This is a genomic window from Spirochaetota bacterium (assembly GCA_004297825.1).
Classification (GTDB): Bacteria; Spirochaetota; UBA4802; order UBA4802; family UBA5368; genus FW300-bin19.
In genome coordinates, this window is sequence record SCSX01000019.1 from 57834 (window position 1) to 77095 (window position 19262).

Below are 19262 nucleotides of genomic sequence, written 5' to 3' on the forward strand. Positions count from 1 at the left end.
ACGTTGCCAATCGATTCCGGGCATCGCTGTCGATATCGGTATCATTGCGCAGATTCTGCAATGCCGCAGTGAAAAGGCCGGGGCATCTTCCGTAGTATCGCCATGAGTGACAATGAAGAGGATGTCCTATTCAGGTAGATACGCTTTTTTATGCTTGAGCGCTTTGTTGTATAAGTATATGTAGTTACCTTGATTATCCCCAAGGATGGAATAACCGGAAGGATGCCATGAAATTATCAAAAGCGTTGATCGTTTCAACAATCATGACTGTCGCCTTTTCCTCAGATGCCTTTGCGGCGCAAACTCAGGTGTTGTTTTCCATTGAGAACAGCATGATCACCAGCAAGGCGGTATACGTCATCGAACTTAGCGACGACTTCAAGATAGAAAAAGGAGAGCCCGTGTACGGCTTCTGGCTCAGGCCGAGCGGCAGCACAAGGGCGATGACCTGGATGGAAAAAAGGAGCGCCTATGGGATCGAGTATCAGCATGTTCAGGGTGCGGCAACCCTCGAAATGGCGCTGTCGAAATTCTCACAAAGAAAAATCACGATTGAAATCACCGAAGGGAAGGCCGTCGCGCACATGATTATTAATGGAAAGAACTGCATATTCCAAAGGGTATTCATCAAGGCCACTGAAACCATGTTCGGGCCATCCGTCGAATACGCGGAGATCATAGGTGTGGATCCCGATAGCGGCGCCGGTGTAGTCGAGCGGGTCAATCAATAGTCGGTTCGAATCCCCCCATCTCCCCGTCCTTGAGGTCAGGTTTGGAGAATGGCGCGCATCCTAAAAATTTTTGTTGACAATGCCCGGACGCGCGCCGCATGGTGAGTGCGCTGCAGAATACAACCCGTATCTAGGCAATTGGGCGATTAGCTCAGACTGGTTAGAGCGCCTGCTCGACACGCAGGAGGTCACTGGTTCAAGTCCAGTATCGCCCAATTTTTTTATTTCAAGGGGTACACATGAGCGGCCAGGTAACAATCACCCTCCCCGACAATTCCACCCTCTCGGTCGAAAAAGGAACCTCGGTTTACGACATCATAGGTATGATCGGGAAAAGGCTCCAGGGCGCGGCGCTCGTCGCCGGCGTGAACGGGAAGACGATGGACCTGAACGCGAAAATCGAGGGGGACGCGGCCCTGAAGGTCTTCACCTTCGATAGCCCCGAGGGGAAGGACGCGCTGCTGCATTCGGCCTCACACCTCATGGCGCAGGCGATCAAGCGGCTGTTTCCCGGCGTTAAATTCGCGATTGGCCCCTCGATTGAAAACGGCTATTATTACGACATGGAGGCCCCCCGCGGCTTCGTCCAGGAGGACCTCGCGAAGATCGAAGCCGAAATGGAAAAGATCGTGAAGGAGGACATCGAGATCGTGCGTGAGGAGATGCCGCTGGCGAAGGCCCGCGAGCTTTTCGCATCGCAGAACGAAACCTACAAGATCGAGCTTCTCGAAACCATCGAGGGCGATTCCGTATCCCTGTACCGCCAGGGCGAGTTCGTGGACCTGTGCCGCGGGCCGCACGTCCGGCGCACCTCGCAGATCAAGGCCTTCAAGCTTCTCTCCATCGCGGGTGCGTACTGGCGCGGCGACGAGAAGCGCGCGATGCTCTCGCGCATCTACGGCACCGCCTGGGCCTCGAAGGAACAGCTGGACGCCCACCTGAAAAAACTGGACGAGATCGAGCGCCGGGACCATCGCAGGCTCGGAAAACAGCTCGAGCTTTTTTCCGTTCATGACGAAACCGGGGCCGGCCTCATACTCTGGCACCCCAAGGGCGCGCGCCTGCGCAACATACTCGAAAACTTCTGGCGCGAGGAACACTACAAGAACGGCTACGACCTGGTGTTCTCCCCGCATATAGGGAAAAGTCAGCTCTGGGAGATCAGCGGCCACCTGGGCTTCTACCGCGAGAACATGTACTCGCCTATGGATATCGACGGCCAGGAGTATTTTACCAAGCCCATGAACTGCCCCTTCCATATCGTCATGTACAAGAACAGGTCCTGGTCCTACCGCGACCTGCCCCTGCGATGGGCGGAACTGGGGACGGTGTACCGATACGAACGCAGCGGTGTTCTGCACGGGCTGCTGCGCGTCCGGGGCTTCACGCAGGACGACGCGCACCTCTTCTGCCGTCCGGACCAGATGCCCGAGGAGATAGACCGGGTACTCGCCTTCTGCCTGTCGATGCTGCGCGCATTCGGTTTCGAGGACTTCACGCTGTACCTCGCGACCCGGCCTGCCGAGAAATCGGTGGGCGAACCCCAGCAATGGGCCGATGCGACGCGCGCGCTCGAGGAGTCCCTGAAGCGGGCGGGAATCGGCTACGAGGTCGACGAGGGCGGCGGCGCCTTCTACGGGCCCAAGATCGACATCAAGATAAAGGACGCCCTGGGCCGCGAGTGGCAGTGCTCCACGATCCAGTTCGATTTCAATATGACCGAGCGCTTCGACGTCACCTACATCGACCGCGACGGGAAGAAGCACCGGCCCTACATGATCCATAGGGCGCTCATGGGCTCGCTCGAGCGTTTTATCGGCATACTCATCGAGCATTACGAGGGGCGCTTCCCGCTGTGGCTCGCCCCGGTCCAGGTGATGCTTCTCAGCGTGACCGAGGACGCGGCGGACAGGGTAAGCCGCCTCCGCAACGAATTCATGCAGGAAGGTATCCGCGCCGAGGCCGATATCCGCGAGGAAACCATAGGCTACAAGATCCGGGACGCCATCGAGAAGCGCGTTCCTTTCATCGGCGTGGTGGGCAAAAAGGAGATCGAGAACGATACCGTTTCGGTGCGAAGGCGGGGTGAGCAGCAGAGCACGGTCATGAAACGGGAAGAGTTCTCCCTTCTCATCAAGGAAGAATCGGCCCGAAAAAAATAGCTGCCTATTAATTTTGGTTGATTAATAACGGCATATAGGGCCAATGTGGCACATTATCAGCGCCGGCTTCATATCGAGGATATGAAGGTAAGACAGAAGCGCACATGCGCTTTTTTTTCGTTTCCCCCGTTTGGCCGGTCATAAAACTTTAGTTGCACGGGAAGGAGGGTGGTTGGCTCTCGACAAGTCGGATTCAAAGCGGTACAGGGTTAATGACCAGATACGGGCCTCGCAGGTTCGCCTGGTGGGAGAAGAGGGCGGGCCGCGCATCGTGCCTCTGGATGAGGCGATCACGCTCGCGAAGAGCAGGGAAATGGACCTGGTGGAAATCTCACCCGACCAGGACCCCCCGGTAGCGAAGATAATCGACTACAGCAAGTTCAGGTTCGAGCAGATAAAAAAGGCCAAGGAAGCGAAAAAGAAGCAGAAGATCATCCATATAAAGGAGATCAAATTCCGGCCTTCCATCAACCAGCACGACTACGTGCACAAGGTGAACCACGCGAAGGAGTTTCTGTCAAGGGGCGACAAGGTTAAGTTCACGCTTATGTTCCGCGGACGGGAAATCGTGCACAATGACCTGGGCTTCAAGGTGATGGACAATATCAAGAGCGACCTGAAAGAGCTCGTGCTGATAGAGAAGTCGCCATCAATCGAGGGAAGGAATATCACCATGATCGTTTCGCCCGTGGTGGCGAGCGGCCAGAAGAAGTGAAATAAACGTACGCGGGCCTGTTCCGCGGACTTTCATAACGAGGAGACGGGATATGCCGAAGCTTAAAACGAACAGCGGCGCGAAGAAGCGCTTCAAGGTGACCAAGAACGGGAAGGTCAAGAAGGCGAACGGCTGGAGAAGCCACCTGCTCGAGGCCAAGTCCTCCGGACGGAAGCGCAAGCTCGGCAAGGCGACCCTCGTGCACGATTCCGAGGTCGATAAGATCCGCCGCATGATGCCGTATGCGTTTTAATGAATTACGAAATCTATCAGTATTGATATTAAAGAGGTAACGTCATGCCCAGAGCAACCACCGGAAGGATTCACCACAAAAGACGCGAGAAGATATTACAGGATGTTCAGGGATTTTTCGGCGCGCGGAAAAACCTTTTCAGGACCGCGAAGGACGCCCGCAGACGCGCGCTCGAAAACTCGTTCATTGACCGCCGCCGTAAGAAGCGCGAATTCAGGTCGCTCTGGATCACGAGGATCAACGCGGCTGCCCGCCTGAACGGAATGTCCTACAGCGTGCTCATCGCGGGACTCATCAAGGCCGGCATCGAGGTGAACCGCAAGATCATGGCCGACCTGGCCGTAAGCGATCCCAAGGCGTTCAAACAGCTCGTTGATGCGGCAAAGGCGAAATAGGCCCGGTTCCGCGAACTCCGCCGGTCAGGGAAACCCGCTCGGCACATTGACAAGCGCCATGCTCATGGCGCTTGTGTTGTTTTCAGGCGCCCTCCCGCAGGCGCGCGCATCCATGCCCCTCACCGAAACCATCGCGACCCTGCCGGAGGGAGGAGCGGGCTTCTCCATCCGCGAGGAGTTTTTTACCCCGAAGGACGGGAGGAGGAGAGAATACGCGGGGATAGACCTGGGGGCGCTTCCCTGGCTCAACCTGGGTTTCCGGTTCACCTACCTGCATGGCGACGGGGGATACGGCGGGCAGGGCGAGATCGGCGATGCGTTTATCAGGCTCTGGATGGATACGGGGGACTATCTCGGGGACAGGCTGCACACGGGCTTGCTTACTTACTTTCGGATACCCACGGGAAGGAACGTGTACGAGGACCGGATATGGCGTAACATGGCCTACGGCAATAACGAGCTGAAAATCGGCCCGGTCATGCAATATGACGCGGGACACGAATTTTTCCATGCCAACCTTTTCTATGCGTTCCGGGAGAGGGACCGGGAGGGCTTTTATGACCGCCTGAGACTGAATCCCCTTGACAAGGAGTTCTTTACCAGGGCGCTGGGACTCAATCCCGCGGCGCGCGGTTCATTTCTGGACCCGGCGCTTCTGGGTAACGATTACCTCGCTGTGGCCTGCGCGGTGAACACCTCCCGCGCATACCCCTTTATCCCGTTCATCGAACTATATGCCTCCCGGGGGATTTCCCCTGACCGTGAGACCCGGGGGCTCGGCATCGAAGGGTCCCGCCGTGTTTCACTGCTCGCCGGGCTTGGCCTGCGGTATTTTTTTTCCCAAGGCGTATTTGCGGGGGCATACGCGATCGCGAACCCGCTGCCGGGAGGGACGCGCTTCAGGGAGACCGCGGGCGTTGAAATGGCCGCATGGTTCTGAAAATAAAAAGCTTGATTCCATCGTCATCGGAGTATACAATTTAAGTCAACGGGGATGCAATGCGCATCTCCATTGCCGGTTCGTACGCGCGGGCTTTTTTGGTACATGTTTAGGCGCAATGCGCCGAAAATTACAGCAGGCGCAAAGGCCATGCGCGCAGGAAGCACGCTGCGCGCCCCTACTCACGGAGACAGAGTGGCTGAACCGGGTCGATTGATCATTTATTCTCTGGAGGTACGCAGCGATGATAACCATGCAGCAGCTTGAGGAGCTCGAAAGCAGGATAATTAAGGCGCTTCAGCTGATAGGCGACTTGCGCGTCGAAAACTCCCGCCTGGAATCGGACAACGAGAATCTGAAATCCATTGCCGAAGAGGCGAAACTCAGCCTCGAGGAAAAAGAGCAGGAAATTGTGCGCATCCAGCGCGAACTTGACGACACCGTGCGGGAACTCGCCGCCCTCAAGGACAAGGAAGAAGTGCTCGAGAAGAAACTCATAGAACTCCTGGGAAAGATGGACACGCTCAAGGTGGGATCATCGCCCGCAACCCCGGCGTCCAGGCCCGCCCCGGAGCCCCGCGCCGCCGAAAAGAGCGCTCCTTCGCCCGCAACTGCACGCGTCGCCGCCGAGCCCGAGATGGAAAGAGAGCCCTTCCGGGATGTCAACGTCGAGGTGGTTAAGGCCGGCGACGACATGGCGGCCGCCGATAAGGACGACGACATTATCATCATCGACGACGATACGGCGATGGCCGACGGCGATATCGCGATCGAGCCCGCGAGGAAAAAAGGCGAGCCCGAGGACGAGATCATACTTATCGACGATGCGGGAGAGGATATCATCATAGACGACGTGGACCGCGAATCGGTAATCATAGACGAGACCGAAAAGCCGGCCCCGAAAAAAGCCGAGCCCCCCAAGAAGAAGCAATCGTTCGACGTGCTTGAGAGCGACGACGATTTCCTCATAATTGAGGAGGACAAATAGGCGCGCCCCCGCGGCGCGCCCGCATTATCGAGGCGCCCGATTATGGAAACCAACAAGATAAAAATCACGATTTTCGGCCACACCTACAATATCCAGGGGGACGCGGCCCCTGACTACATGCGTGAACTCGCATCGTTCGTGAACGAACGCATGGAAGAGGTTTCCGAAAGCGTAAAAAACGGCAACGCGGTGCAGATCGCGATCCTCACGGCTCTCAATATTGCCGACGAGCACTTCCAGCTGAAAAAGCAGAGGATGACCTCCACACACCTCCTGGAACAGAAAACCCATGCGCTTATCTCCATGCTCGACGAAGGCCTTATCGGCGATATTTTCTCCCGGTACGAGCCTTCCCGCAGGGAGGAGAGCGGGTTTCATCGGCACATGTGAGCCGGGGTTCCCCGCACCGCCCCCCGCGGGGTAATACCCGCAGGGACAAATTAGCTTGCCTTTACTTTCGCGACACGTTATAATCCTTCCAGTTTATTTTTACACTTTTATCGGCCGGCAAAGTACTACACAATGGATAGCGATCTGAAACAGCTCAGTGATGAGGACCTGGTCAGGGTTTTCAAAGAGGGCCGGAGGAAGGCTTTCGATGAGTTGTACGGACGATACGCGGCCCGGCTGAAAAGACTCATTTACTATTATTTGGGCAATGCGGAGGAGTCGAGCGATGTGCTCCATGATGTCTTCCTTAGGGTATTCATGCACATCAATTCGTTCAAGACCGATATGGTCTTCTCCTCCTGGATATACAAGATCGCCGTCAACTGCAGCAAGAACTTCAAGCGAAAGTACCGCTACGAGGTGATGCTGGGGGACAGCGATCAGCTGATAGCCGAGGGGGTGGCCTCGGAAGATTCTCCCGAGGAGCAGTTCCTCAAGCAGGAGGATATGAAGGCGCTCTATGAAGCAGTAGGTTCCCTCAAGGACAAGTTCCGGGAAGTCTTCCTGCTCCGCTTCGACCACGGGCTCCAGTATGGCCAGATCTCGGCGATACTGAACTGCCCGGAACGCACCGCCAAATGGAGGATGCAGAAAGCGGTGGAGAAGATCGTTGACAGGCTGAAGGACGAGAAGATCGTTTAGGCGCGCGGGGTGCGCATGGTCGCACGCGCATCCTGATAAAAAGAAGGTGAAGGGGATGTCTGAGAGAAAAGACATACAGGAAATCCGGGAGATCCTGGGGGGGTTCGCCGCGGGCGGGCGCTACCCGGACATCGACAGGGCAAAGCTTGAAACCATGTTTTCCAGGTTCGGCGAGCCGCTGCCTCCCTTCGATCCCCCGCGCGAGCGCGCGCGGCTCAACGAAAGCATAGACTTCCGCTCCCGCCGCTCACCGTTGTTTGTAGTTACCCGGACCCGTGCGGCTTTCGCCGCCCTCCTGGTTTTCGGCGCGATCGCCGCGGCGTATCTGGTGGTCCCCTCCGTGGATCGGCCCGACGGCACGTCGGTCCAGCTCGCGTACGGTGACACGCGCCTGGTGCGCGAGGGAAAGGAAACCCTCCTCCAGGGGGGCGAGACACTCCTGCCCGGCGACACGATCGTGACCGGCGAGGCTTCCTTTGCCGACCTGGCATACCGCGACGAGGTCAAGATACGCGTCAAGGAACATGCACGCCTGCTTATTTCCGAAATGATCCGCGCCGCACACGGGGTGCTCTCGAGCGAAATGGAGTTAACCCGCGGCACTGTCCTCCTCGATTTCAGAAAGCTCGCGCACGGGGACAGCGCGAGGGTCAAGACGCCCACCTCGGTCGCGGGAATTCGCGGAACGAGTTTCGGCGTATCGGTAGATCGCGACTCGGTGCGCTACGAGGTGCTGGACGGCAAGATCGCGGTCGTGAATCGTCCCCCGGAACGATTGGAGGTTCCATCCGCGGCCGTTAAAAGTAAATCCGCCGATTCGCTTCGCACCTACCTGGAGCAAAGCGCCGTCGTCGTGGGTCAGAATGAAATTTGCGTGCTGGACAACAAGGATCATGAGCGGCTGACCGAGCGGATACAAGCGCTCCTGGACGAAAAAGCCGGGGCGGGTCCCGTCGATCCCGTGCGCATGAAGGAGATCGCCGGAAGCGCATCGGTCCCCCGGATTTATAAGAAGGAATTCGGCAACCCGGTAATGCTCTCCGAGCTTCGGGACCTGAGCCGCTCCTCGACCGTTCGGGACAGCGCGCCCGCGCTCAAGACCCTGAAGATCAGCACGGTCCCCGTTACCGCGGAGATACTCATGGACGGCGAGCGCAGGGGTAATGGCGCGGCGGCGGTGGTAACCACGGAGGGCATGCACGTCATAGAGGTTCGCGCGGCCGGCTACCACCCGAAGAGGATCGAGCACTCCGTGGGAGCCGGGGACGCGCTGCGGATCGATCTTGAAAAGATTGAGGTGCGAAATTTTGATCTGGCGCAGTGGCTCGCGGGGTCCAGGGCCGCGTTCGTGCTGACGACCGGGCGGGGCATGCTCGTGAGCGTAAGCCGCCAGGGACGCATCGCCGCGGTTTCCGAAGGCCGTCTTGAATGGGAATTCGACTGCGCGTCGCCCGTCCATAACCAGCCGGTCTCCGACGGCGAATTGCTCTACGTAGCGGCGACCGACGAGCGCCTCATCGCACTTTCGCTCGCCGACGGCTCCCTTCGCTGGATGCAGCGGATAGAAGGGGCGCTCTCCCCCGGGTCACGGCTCGCGCTGACCCCCGGGCGGGTGATCGCCGGAACGGCGAAGGGGTACCTGTACAGCTTCACTTCCAACGGCTGGCTTGACTGGATGATGGCGCTCCCGGCGCCGGTGAGCTCCGCCCCTGCCGTGAGCGGCCGGCTCATTTTCGTCCCCTCCGCGGACGGCATGGTGTACGGCGTAGACCTCAACCTGCACCTCGTCATCTTCAAGTTCCAGGCGGGAAAGACCGCGGGGGCTTCGGTCGCGGTTGCGGACGGGAAGGTTTACGCCGCGACGATTCACGGCGATGTACTATGCTATAATTACGAGCGCGACGAAATCGAGTGGCGGACGAACGTGAGGAGCCCCATCGTCACCGATCCGCTCCTGGCAGACAATGCGCTTTTTGTCGCCGCGGCGGGCGGGGAGGTTTTCCGGTTTTCGCTGAAGGGACAGAAGATGTGGAAAGCGGTCACGGGGAACGGGATCGAAAGCAACCTCCAGGTCGACGGGCGCGGGATTCATGTGCTTGCCGATAAGGCGTACTACATCCTTGACGGGGCGGAAGGCTCGGTGAAATGGTCGTTCGTGATTCCCTCCCCGTCGTCGTCTGGTGTTGCTTTCACTGCGGACAACGTGTATTTTGGAACCGAAGGAAATGGAATTATCCGCCTGAGGAGATAGTATATAAAGATGGCATCAAGCATCCAGGAGGTCACAAGATGAAGAAATTGAGCATAGTGCTGGTTAGCGCACTTCTCGCGTTCCCGTTCTCCTGCGCGAAAAAAGAGGTCCCCCAGGTCCTTGCGCAGGTGACATTCATAGTCGGGGAGGCGTTCCAGCTTAAAAACAACGACTGGGCGCCGCTGCAGATGGGCGGATCGCTCAGGGAAAACGACCGGATCAAAACCGCGCCCGAGGCCTCCGTCGACATTCAGATCGGGGAGAGCCTCGTCAGGGTGAAGGAGTCAAGCGAGGTAACGCTCGCCAGGATGTATAAAAACTCGGAAACCGGCCTGGAGGAAAACACGCTCGACCTGGCCGTGGGCACGCTCCTCGCCAAACCCAAGAAGCTCGCCAAGGGAGACAGTTTCTCGGTGAAGACCCCGACCGCGGTCGCGGGCGTGAGGGGCACCATGTTCGTCGTAGAGGCGGACCCGGCCAGGGACACCACGATCAAGGTGATGGACGGGAAGGTGCAGGTGGCAAAGCGCATTCCCGCACTTGAGAGCATCCAGGATTCCACGGTAAAAGACTCCGAGGTGATCAAAAAGCTCGAAGAGCAGGTGGAGAAGAGCGCGGTTACGGTGACCGAGAACAAGGAGTGCAAGGTCGAGGCGAAGGCCGTCGACGAGACCAATAAGAAGGTCGAGAAGATCGTCGATAAGGTCGAGAAGGTGGAGAAAGCCCAGGTCACCGAAGAGAAAAAGACCGAGATGAAGAAGGAGCTCCAGCAGGAATTCCAGCAGGCCGAAACCGCGAAGGTGATCGAAGAGGTGGCTTCCCAGAAGTCCATTAAGACCGCCGAGATAAAGGAGACACCGGCGAACAAGGAGCTTAAAAAAGAGTTCGAGACGATCAAGGTCGCGGAGCCTGTCAAGCCGGTGGTTGTCGAACAGAAGGTCGTCAAATCCGAACTCAGGCTCAAGGCCAATCCGGGGAACGCGTCTATTTTCGTGAACGGCGAGATGGCGGGGACTGGCGAGATTAAAATGGAGCTCAAGCCGGGAACCTACACGGTGAAAATCCAGGCGGAAGGTTACCAGGACGCGCAGTATGAGTACGAAATCAAATCCGGCGAAACGCTCGAAAAGCTGGTGGCATTACAGCGTCCGCTGCCGCTCAACCGGCTGCGCTGGAACCTTGACGTTCGCGAGACGGTGACCAGCGTAATCTACTGGGGCATGGACGTTATCAGCGCGACGAACAAGGGGATGCTCGCGGCAATCAACCGCGTCACCGCGGTCAAGCGCTGGGAGCGTGACATGGGCAGCCCCATCTCCTCGGGCATTATCGCCGACGGCAATGTGCTTTATTTCGCGACCGCCGACGAGAACCTGCACGCGGTCGCCACGTACGACGGACAGGTGCTGTGGACGCAAAAGCTCGAGGGCGCGATAATCAACAACATGGTGCCGGTCGTCACCCCGTTAGAGGTGCTCGCGGCCACCGCGCGGGGCAACGTCTATTCGATAAACAAGTACGGGGCGGTCAACTGGACGAGCAAACTCGACGCGGGCGTGTATGAAACGCCCATGCTCGCGAACGGGACGCTCTTCGTGTCCGGGGCCGACGGCATGCTGTACGCCTTGAACGCCGCGAACGGCCGCCAGAACTGGGCCGCCGACATGGGAAGCAAGTTCAAGTTCGTGTTTGCCAATAACGTCATCTACGCGGTGAGCTATTACGGGGCCGTGTCCGGCCTGAGCGCGGTGAACGGCTCGGTGCTGTGGAAAAAGGAGGCTGGGGAATCGGTGGCGGTCCAGCCGCTGGTGCTCTACGACCGGATTATCGTTGCCGGGGTCAAGGGCCGGGTGGCGGCATTCGCGCTCGCGAACGGGGCCCCGCTCTATGTCAGCGAGTTGGGCGCCCAGGTCCGCAACAATATGACGTATACGGACGAGGCGATTTACGTATCGGCGGATAAGACGCTCTACGCGCTGGATCGCGACGGGCGCGTGCAATGGAACTACGCGACGCAGGCGCGGATAAACACGGCGGCGAGCATCACGGGAAACGAGATTTATCTGGGCCTTGACAGCGGCCAGATAATTTCCTTCAACCGCTTCCTGGTGCGGTAGACAAAACTTCAGTCATATCAAGAAACCCTCCCGGCTGATCGGGAGGGTTTTTGTTTTTGGGCGCCGATATACCTCTCACAGAAGGAACCGGTCGGCACGTTTTCGATGCGCGCGGTCCCCGGTGCGGGGAACGCTGCGTTGCCCGAAACACGGGGGGATGCCGGACGGGCTTAAAGGCGGTCCGATTTTCCCGGCATGCAGTTCCCGCATTCAAGGCAGTCCGTGCGGGTGCACGATTCCGGGCGCGGTATGCCCTCCTGATCGATGCGTACGGAAAGCCCGCGCCCGGGACCCGGCGTCTCGATCCCGCTCCATTCGGAAGCCAGGAGGGCGGCCCCGTACGCCGCCATGATGGTATTCGCGGGCGGGACCCGGACCTCCAGGGACAGCCGGGCCTCGAACGCGCGTTTCACCGCTTCAAGCTGCGATACGCCTCCGCAAAAGAGCACGGGGGGCGCGATCCGCACGCCGGGCGACAGGTCGTTCAGGTAATTCTCCACAACCGCGTCGAAAAGGCCCGCGGCGATGGATTCCACGCCGTAACCGCGCTGCTGGAGATTAATCATCTCGGTTTCCACGAAAACGGTGCATCTCCCGGTGAAGCGCGCGGGATTTTCGCGTGCCCCCATCGCGCGGTCCGAGAGCCCGTCCGGCGTCAAACCCAGGCGCGCGGACTGTTGTTCGATGAACGAGCCGGTTCCGGCGGCGCATACCGAGTTGAGCCTGAAATCCCGGATACCGCCGTTTTCGAGGGTAATAAGCTTGGAATCCTGCCCCCCGATCTCGATTATCGTGCGTACGGCCGGCTCGACACGGGCAGCGGCAATCCAGGTCGCGGTAATCTCATTCCTGACAATGTCGGCGTCCAGGAGCGCGCCCGCATAGGTCCGCCCGGAGCCCGTGGTGCAGAGGGCCCTGCATGAGCGGTGACCGCTCTCTCTCGCGCGCGCAAGCATATCGGACAGGCAGGCCGCCGGGTTTCCGCGGTGGAAGCGGTAGTCGGCATAGAGGATATCCCCCCGGGCGCCGGCCACCGCCATCTTCGCGCTGATAGAGCCTATATCGATCCCCACGAACATGAGCTCAGTGTATCACGCCGCACCCCCCCCAAACGCAAGAATAATTCGTCAAATCCGGCCGAAAGGGGCTATTATTAATACGTTAAAAAAGTTCTTGAATTGCCTTGGATTCGCGGATATGAATGGACGTTGAAACGTCCGTAAGGCCTATTAAACCCAAGCGGGGATTTTCTTATGAATATTCACGAATTGCTTAAAGGAAAGAACCATCTCACCATGAGTGAGGACGTGGAGAACAAGGATACCGACCAGGTGGAGGGCGACATCGTCCAGTTGGTGAGCTTCCTTCTCGACGAAATGGAGTACGGGATCGATATTCTCAAGGTTCATGAGATCATCCGCATGCCGGAGATCACACGGCTCCCGAACACGCCGGATTTTATCAAGGGTGTGATCAACCTTCGCGGCAGCGTGATCCCCGTGGTTGACGTGCGCGAACGCTTCGGGTTTTCAAGGGTGGAGGTGACCGATCTGACGAGGATCATCGTGATCGAGATCGGCGAAAAACTCGTGGGCCTTCTTGTAGACAATGTCTACCAGGTGGTACGGCTTCCCCTCAGCCACATCGAGCAGCCGTCCGAGCTCATCGAGGGAATTTCCGAGGAGTTTATCGAGGGGATCGGACGATTGAGGAACAGGCTCATCATCATTCTCAAGCTGGACAGCATGCTTTTCTCGAAGGCCGAGCGCGAAGAGGAAGCGATCGCCTGAGCGGTATCGATTATCGAAGGGCCGGGTACGGCGCGTACCATTACACTATAAATGAAGCGGGGTCACTGCGATGGCGTTTTCCCTTGGTGAATATCAGGACATCTTCCTGGAAGAGGCGGACGAGCAGCTGCAGGAGTTGAATCAGAACCTCCTGTACCTGGAAAAAAACCCGGACGACCTGGAGGTGATCAATAATATCTTCAGGGCCGCGCATTCCCTGAAAAGTTCCGCGGCCTTTGTGGGGCTGAACGACCTGAGCGACCTGGCGCACAAGATGGAAAATCTCCTTCAGGGCATCCGGGACCGCACGATGCAGGTCACCCCGGAAATCATCGAGGTGATCTTCAACTGTTTCGACGTCATAAGCGCGGTCATTGACCAGGTGGGCTCCGGCAAGAAACCCGACGTGGATTTCAGCGAGATTATGGAACGCATCATCGGGGTGAGCAGCGGGAAGTCCGCCACGAACGCCCCCCCCGTGGCAAAGACCGCAACCGATGCGGCGCCTGCGCGCGACGATACCAAGATACAGCTCACTGCGGCTCACATGAAGCAGATTCGGGACGCCCTCCAGAACGGAAGCTCCTGCTGCGAGATTTCCGTAACCCTGGAGCCCGCGGCGCAGATGAAATGGGTGAAGGCGCAGCTCATAATGGCGAACCTGGAGCGCACCGGCACGGTACTGGCGAGCAAGCCCGCGGCGGATTCACTTACCGATGAGTCGGTTAAGGACGGGATGAAAATAATCCTCGTGACGGCGAATTCGCTCGAAGAGGTGAGAAAGGCCTGCGATATCGACCAGGTCCAGCGGGTCGACCTGAGAAAGATGAGCCTCATGAGAAAAGACGACAAGATGGTGCTCAAGTTCCACGAGCGCGAAACGCTGCTCGAGGAATCCATGGGCAAGCCCGAAGCCGCAGCGGGGAAACGGAACGCAGCGAGCGCGGATACTGCCCCCCTCCTCCAGGAAGACGAGGACGAGGACGAAGGCGATGTCGACATAGATATAGACAAATCCGAGACGTCGGCGAAAAAGCGCGAGGACACGAAGGGCGTTTCGCTGAAAATAGTCAAGGTGTCGGTCGATAAGCTGGACCAGCTGCTCTCGAACGTGGGCGAGCTTGTGATCGCGAATTCCGGTTTCTACCGCCTGTACGAGGATCTCAGGGCGAGCAGCATCAACAAGACCGTCACGAACGAATTCAAAAACCGCATGGACCAGATGGGCCGGATCGCGAAAGATCTGCAAACCGGGATCATGAAGACCAGGATGGTACCCGTGGGGCAGGTCTTTTCCAGGTTCTCGCGGCTCGTGCGCGATCTCGCGAAGGAGTTCGGGAAGAATGTCCGGCTCGAGGTGCGCGGCGAGGAGACCGAGCTTGATAAAAAGGTAATCGACGTGCTGGGCGAGCCGCTCATGCACCTGATACGCAACGCGATCGATCACGGTATCGAGCCTTCCGAGGAGCGCCGCAAGATCAACAAGCCTGAAACCGCCACGGTGCAACTGGTCGCATTCCAGTCCGGGAACCAGATCCTTGTCCAGGTAGCCGACGACGGTCGGGGCCTGAACGCACCGAAGATTCGCAAGAAGGCGCTCGAAAAGAATCTCGCGAGTCCCGAGGCGCTCGCCAACATGGATGACGAGGACATCCACAACTTCATCTTCCAGCCCGGCTTTTCGACGGCCGACGTCGTATCGGATATTTCCGGCCGGGGCGTGGGGATGAACGTGGTAAAAGAAACCGTGTCGGAGCTTAACGGCAGTGTGAACATCGAGACCGAGCCGGGGATGGGAACGCGATTCATCCTGGCCTTCCCGCTCACGCTGGCGATCATCCCGGCCATCATGGTGAAGGTACGCCGCGAACTGTTCGCCATTCCCCTTTCCGACGTGATCGAGACTATCAAGATTTCCCTCGCGGACATCACCACGATAGAGGGCCACGAGGTCATTAACCTGCGCGGCGAAATCCTCTCGCTCATACGATTGAACGAGTTCGTGGGCGTGGACAGCGTGCTCGAGGAGGGGCAGAAGGTCCCGGTGGTCGTGGTTGGTTACGGCAACCGGAAGATAGGCATGGTCGTCGATTTCCTCGAGGGCAAACAGGAAATCGTGATCAAGTCCCTGGAACAGAATTACTCGACGGTGGAAGGCCTTGCCGGCGCTTCCATCCTGGGAGACGGGAGCATCTGTCTTATACTTGATATCGCGTCCATGATAAACAAGGTCATCCTGGAACAGGACCGTCTTTCCCGCATTCAGCGCCACAGGGCGCAGGACGTCCGGAAAGCCGACATCGAGGTGGTTAAGGATGTGGGCGATTTCACGGTCAAAGCGGCAGGGGTAAAGCAGGAAGCGCCGCGCGCCGATAAGGGCGCACTCGCAAAGAAGGAAGATACTCCCCAATTAAAAGTGGAAACGCGCGAAAACCTGCGTTCCGCTATCGACACCAAAGCCCCGGAACCGAAGCACGCGGATCCGGTGCCCGCGCGCGAGGCGGTTAAAGAAGACATCATATTCGACAAGAACCGCAGCGACCAATTCCTGCCGGTGGAAGAATCCGGCACGGCGCGTGCGCTCGATGCCGCCGAGGTCGACGCGAGGGTGAAGGATGTACTTCAAAGCTTCAAGGATGAGCTCAAGGACGCCATCAAGGCCCAGTCGACCGGGGGCGCCATGGAGGATCACATATCGCGGCAGCTCGGCATCGACGCGTCGGATATCGAGCGCATAAGGGTCCTCGCGAACATGGGGATAACCAGTGCGGCCGAGTCGCTCTCAAAGATCATTAACAAGCGCGTGGATCTCTCCATTCCCGAGGTTTCCATGATGCCGGTCGAGAAAATTCCCGAGTCGGTGGGTGAAGTCGACAGCACGTATATCGGCGTCTACATGCCGCTCAAGGGCGACATCAGGGGAACCATACTGTTCAGCCTTCAGGACGGGTCCGGTTTCGAGCTCATCGACATGCTTTACGGCATAGGCGGGACGACCGAACTCAACGAGGACGGCGAATCCGCACTCAAGGAAGTCACCAATATCGTAGGTTCATCGGTCATCAACGCTTTTTCCGAAAAGACCGGAATCCCGATCAAGCCCGACGTGCCCACCGTGGTGCATGACTACATGCAGTCGATCCTGGATTCGATACTCGTCATGCACAACATTTCCAATGACTACGCCCTGGTCATGGATACGCAATTCTATTACCAGGATGACAGGGTCATGGGCAAGCTGCTCATCATGCCGGAGGCGGAATCGCTGAGAAAGCTGGTCGAAAAGCTGAGATAGCTTAACCATGGGAGAAAAGATCAAGGTACTGGTCGTTGACGATTCCGCCCTGGTTCGAAAGATAATCAGCGACGTGCTGCAGCGCGACCCGGAAATTGAAGTGGTGGGTACCGCCAACAACGGGAAGAGCGCGGTCATCAAGAACGAAACGCTGAACCCGGACGTCATCACGATGGACATCGAGATGCCCATCATGGACGGCCTGGAGGCTTTGCGAGAAATCATCACGACAAAGCCCAAGCCGGTAATAATGATGAGCGTGCTCACCCAGTACGGCGCCGAGGCCACGTTCAAGGCGCTGGAATATGGCGCGGTGGATTTCATTCCCAAACCCTCCACATCGCTTTCACTTACGGTCGATGATATCGCGGAGCTTCTCATTTCCAAGGTGAAATCGGTATGGCGCTCGAAGATTGCGCCCCATCCCGGACACCCGGCGCTGGCGCGCCACGACCCTTCAACCCCCAGGACGGAACTGCACCTCGCACCCCTGCCCGCACCTCCCGGAAAGTCCGACAAGATCGTCGCGATCGGTACATCCACGGGCGGCCCCTCGGCGCTGCTCAGCATATTCCAGCGATTGCCGGAAAAAATGCCGAGCGCGGTTCTGGTCGTTCAGCATATGCCCGAAGGATTCACCAAGGCGTTCGCGGAGCGCCTTGACAACAACTCTCATCTCAAGGTGAAAGAAGCCGAGGAGGGAGACCGCGTCCTGCCGGGATGCGGCTATATCGCCCCCGGGCACTCCCACATGCGCGTCGAATCCGCGGGGGGTGCGCATATCCTGCGCGTATTCCAGTCGGACAAGGTGAACGGCCACAGGCCGTCCATTGACGTGCTTTTTGATTCGGTCGCCGATGCCTTCGGCCGGAACTCGGTGGGGGTAATCATGACGGGCATGGGAAGGGACGGCGCGGACGGCCTGCTCAGGATCAAGACGAAGGGCGGCTTCACCCTTGCACAGAATGAGGAGACCTCGGTCGTATACGGGATGAACAGGGTGGCGGTACAGATAGGAGCGGTGGCCGATATCGTTCCCCTGGTCGAGATACCCGGCAAAATAGTTGAACATTTATAGAGGGGCGTTATAATAAAATAAGGCTTGCGTGAATTATTTACCCGGGCCCGATAAATTTTAGTTGAATACTGAACATGAGGGGATTACACTGTTATCCGCGAGATGCGATTCTTGGCCTGTTTTCCCTGCGGTGACATATCTCTGAAATTGGAGAAGGGCAATGGCGACGATCCTGATAGTTGATGATGCGAAATTCATGCGGACCCTGGTAAAGGACGCTCTCGTACCCCTTGGCCATGAGGTGATAGGGGAAGCGGAGAACGGCAATCAGGCCGTGGAGCTCTATAAGAAGCTTAAGCCCGATCTGGTCACCATGGATATCACCATGAGGGAGAAAGACGGCATTCAGGCCGCAGAGGAGATACTGGTGCTCGACCAGAAGGCCCGGATAATCATGGTTACCGCCCTGGGCCAGGAGAACCTGCTCACGAAGGCCATTAAAATCGGCGTAAAGGATTTTGTCGTGAAGCCATTCCCGCCGGAAAGACTTCAAAAGGCGGCGGAGAAAGCCCTCGCCTGAACGACCCGCGGCCCGTCCGACTGCTTTTCCCGACAGGAAAAATAAAAGTGTTGCAAAGAACGGAGAGATTACCTCTCCGTTTATGGTATTCCAGGATTGAAAAAACGCGCAATGAGTGAACATACCGAAGAAATCGAGGTGACACAGGAAGACGCCCCCGGCGGGGGATATGTCATCCACGTGGAGAATTTCGATGGGCCGCTGGACCTGCTCTGGAGCCTCATTAAAAAGGCGAAGATCGACATCACCGAGATTTCAATATCCGGCATAACCGAGCAATATATTGAATACCTCAAGCTCATGGAGAAGCTGAACATACAGGTCGCGGCCGATTTTATCGTCATGGCCTCCGAGCTCCTCTATTACAAGTCCAAGGCCCTGCTCCCGGGGGGCGACCTGGAGGACGAATACTTTGTCCCGCCCCTGCCTCCGGAACTTATCCAGAAACTGCTCGAATACAAGAAATACCAGACCGCGTCGCGGGAACTGCGCACACATTTCGAGATGCAGGCCGATTCCTACGTGCGGGAAAACGAGCTCAAGGGCATGTTCCGGGAAGAAGAACTGATCGAGGTTTCCCTTTTCGATCTCCTGAGCGCATTCGCGGATATCATGGATTCGCGGGGCGAAATTGAGCAGAAAGAAATTGTATTTGACGAAATACTCGTCAGCGACAGGATTATATTCATCATGGACATGCTTCGGAAGAGCGAACAGATACTCTTCCTCGATATATTTCCCGACAGGCCAAGCCGCGGCGAGATCGTGGCAACCTTCCTTGCGATACTGGAAATGGCGAAGACCGCGCGTATCCGGGTGATGCAGCACCGGGTGTTCGGTGACATCCGAATTGTAAGGAATTTTGATCCCGCGGCGGAAGACCGGCTCGCAGAAGATAAAACAGAATGAACGAAAAAACAGAGACCCCGAAGGAC

Annotated in this window: 17 protein-coding genes and 1 tRNA gene; 17 read left to right on the plus strand and 1 reads right to left on the minus strand. The window is 57.7% G+C overall.

Annotation, left to right across the window (positions count from 1 at the left end):
• Positions 1-227 precede the first annotated feature (227 nt).
• The 12 genes from EPN93_04250 (at position 228) to EPN93_04305 (ending at position 11644) form a co-directional block, all read left to right on the plus strand.
• Entirely contained in the window at positions 228-731 is a 504-nt protein-coding gene (locus EPN93_04250; GenBank protein ID TAL38689.1) for a DUF4833 domain-containing protein, read from the plus strand.
• A gap of 140 nt (positions 732-871) precedes the next feature.
• Positions 872-946 (plus strand) — tRNA-Val (locus EPN93_04255).
• Positions 947-970: 24 nt separating this feature from the next.
• Positions 971-2893, plus strand: coding sequence for a threonine--tRNA ligase (gene thrS / locus EPN93_04260; protein TAL38690.1), 1923 nt, complete (start codon positions 971-973; stop codon positions 2891-2893).
• Positions 2894-3065: 172 nt separating this feature from the next.
• A complete protein-coding gene (locus EPN93_04265) occupies positions 3066-3608 on the plus strand; it encodes a translation initiation factor IF-3 (protein ID TAL38691.1) in 543 nt (180 codons plus the stop codon).
• Between the two features lie 52 nt (positions 3609-3660).
• Positions 3661-3861 (plus strand): 50S ribosomal protein L35, encoded by a 201-nt coding sequence (locus EPN93_04270; protein TAL38692.1) that lies wholly within the window; start codon positions 3661-3663, stop codon positions 3859-3861.
• Between the two features lie 44 nt (positions 3862-3905).
• Positions 3906-4256, plus strand: a complete 351-nt coding sequence (locus tag EPN93_04275; GenBank protein TAL38693.1) for a 50S ribosomal protein L20 — start codon at positions 3906-3908, stop codon at positions 4254-4256.
• Positions 4257-4320: 64 nt separating this feature from the next.
• On the plus strand, positions 4321-5196 hold the full coding sequence (locus EPN93_04280; GenBank protein ID TAL38694.1) for a hypothetical protein: 876 nt from the start codon (positions 4321-4323) through the stop codon (positions 5194-5196).
• 244 nt (positions 5197-5440) lie between these two features.
• The gene (locus EPN93_04285; GenBank protein ID TAL38695.1) at positions 5441-6184 is read left to right on the plus strand and encodes a hypothetical protein; all 744 of its coding nucleotides are present in this window, start codon (positions 5441-5443) and stop codon (positions 6182-6184) included.
• Between the two features lie 42 nt (positions 6185-6226).
• A complete protein-coding gene (locus tag EPN93_04290) occupies positions 6227-6574 on the plus strand; it encodes a cell division protein ZapA (GenBank protein TAL38696.1) in 348 nt (115 codons plus the stop codon).
• A 132-nt stretch (positions 6575-6706) separates the two neighbouring features.
• Entirely contained in the window at positions 6707-7276 is a 570-nt protein-coding gene (locus tag EPN93_04295) for an RNA polymerase sigma factor (GenBank protein ID TAL38697.1), read from the plus strand.
• A gap of 55 nt (positions 7277-7331) precedes the next feature.
• Positions 7332-9527, plus strand: coding sequence for a hypothetical protein (locus EPN93_04300; protein ID TAL38698.1), 2196 nt, complete (start codon positions 7332-7334; stop codon positions 9525-9527).
• Positions 9422-11644, plus strand: coding sequence for a PEGA domain-containing protein (locus EPN93_04305; protein ID TAL38699.1), 2223 nt, complete (start codon positions 9422-9424; stop codon positions 11642-11644). The genes EPN93_04300 and EPN93_04305 overlap by 106 nt, the downstream gene beginning before the upstream one ends.
• 170 nt (positions 11645-11814) lie before the next feature.
• Here EPN93_04305 and EPN93_04310 read toward each other — a convergent pair whose 3' ends face one another.
• Positions 11815-12723 (minus strand): 2-hydroxyglutaryl-CoA dehydratase, encoded by a 909-nt coding sequence (locus EPN93_04310; protein TAL38700.1) that lies wholly within the window; start codon positions 12721-12723, stop codon positions 11815-11817.
• Between the two features lie 216 nt (positions 12724-12939).
• On the opposite strand from EPN93_04310, the gene EPN93_04315 reads away from it, so the two are divergent.
• From EPN93_04315 to EPN93_04335, 5 genes are all read left to right on the plus strand, one after another.
• Positions 12940-13434, plus strand: a complete 495-nt coding sequence (locus EPN93_04315) for a purine-binding chemotaxis protein CheW (protein TAL38749.1) — start codon at positions 12940-12942, stop codon at positions 13432-13434.
• A 70-nt stretch (positions 13435-13504) separates the two neighbouring features.
• A complete protein-coding gene (locus EPN93_04320; protein TAL38701.1) occupies positions 13505-16729 on the plus strand; it encodes a hypothetical protein in 3225 nt (1074 codons plus the stop codon).
• Between the two features lie 7 nt (positions 16730-16736).
• Entirely contained in the window at positions 16737-17807 is a 1071-nt protein-coding gene (locus EPN93_04325; protein ID TAL38702.1) for a chemotaxis response regulator protein-glutamate methylesterase, read from the plus strand.
• A 160-nt stretch (positions 17808-17967) separates the two neighbouring features.
• The gene (locus EPN93_04330; GenBank protein ID TAL38703.1) at positions 17968-18327 is read left to right on the plus strand and encodes a response regulator; all 360 of its coding nucleotides are present in this window, start codon (positions 17968-17970) and stop codon (positions 18325-18327) included.
• A gap of 111 nt (positions 18328-18438) precedes the next feature.
• Positions 18439-19236, plus strand: coding sequence for a ribulose phosphate epimerase (locus EPN93_04335; protein TAL38704.1), 798 nt, complete (start codon positions 18439-18441; stop codon positions 19234-19236).
• Positions 19237-19262 lie beyond the last annotated feature (26 nt).

Bases quoted from the DNA above. Each gene is read 5' to 3' on its own strand.
- EPN93_04295 (TAL38697.1), top strand. From the start codon at position 6,707: ATGGATAGCGATCTGAAACAGCTCAGTGATGAGGACCTGGTCAGGGTT.
- EPN93_04330 (TAL38703.1), top strand. From the start codon at position 17,968: ATGGCGACGATCCTGATAGTTGATGATGCGAAATTCATGCGGACCCTG.
- EPN93_04270 (TAL38692.1), top strand. From the start codon at position 3,661: ATGCCGAAGCTTAAAACGAACAGCGGCGCGAAGAAGCGCTTCAAGGTG.
- EPN93_04305 (TAL38699.1), top strand. From the start codon at position 9,422: ATGGTCGTTCGTGATTCCCTCCCCGTCGTCGTCTGGTGTTGCTTTCAC.
- EPN93_04325 (TAL38702.1), top strand. From the start codon at position 16,737: ATGGGAGAAAAGATCAAGGTACTGGTCGTTGACGATTCCGCCCTGGTT.
- EPN93_04250 (TAL38689.1), top strand. From the start codon at position 228: ATGAAATTATCAAAAGCGTTGATCGTTTCAACAATCATGACTGTCGCC.
- EPN93_04320 (TAL38701.1), top strand. From the start codon at position 13,505: ATGGCGTTTTCCCTTGGTGAATATCAGGACATCTTCCTGGAAGAGGCG.
- EPN93_04275 (TAL38693.1), top strand. From the start codon at position 3,906: ATGCCCAGAGCAACCACCGGAAGGATTCACCACAAAAGACGCGAGAAG.
- EPN93_04300 (TAL38698.1), top strand. From the start codon at position 7,332: ATGTCTGAGAGAAAAGACATACAGGAAATCCGGGAGATCCTGGGGGGG.
- EPN93_04290 (TAL38696.1), top strand. From the start codon at position 6,227: ATGGAAACCAACAAGATAAAAATCACGATTTTCGGCCACACCTACAAT.
- EPN93_04285 (TAL38695.1), top strand. From the start codon at position 5,441: ATGATAACCATGCAGCAGCTTGAGGAGCTCGAAAGCAGGATAATTAAG.
- EPN93_04280 (TAL38694.1), top strand. From the start codon at position 4,321: ATGGCGCTTGTGTTGTTTTCAGGCGCCCTCCCGCAGGCGCGCGCATCC.
- EPN93_04310 (TAL38700.1), bottom strand. From the start codon at position 12,723: ATGTTCGTGGGGATCGATATAGGCTCTATCAGCGCGAAGATGGCGGTG.
- EPN93_04315 (TAL38749.1), top strand. From the start codon at position 12,940: ATGAGTGAGGACGTGGAGAACAAGGATACCGACCAGGTGGAGGGCGAC.
- EPN93_04335 (TAL38704.1), top strand. From the start codon at position 18,439: ATGAGTGAACATACCGAAGAAATCGAGGTGACACAGGAAGACGCCCCC.
- thrS (TAL38690.1), top strand. From the start codon at position 971: ATGAGCGGCCAGGTAACAATCACCCTCCCCGACAATTCCACCCTCTCG.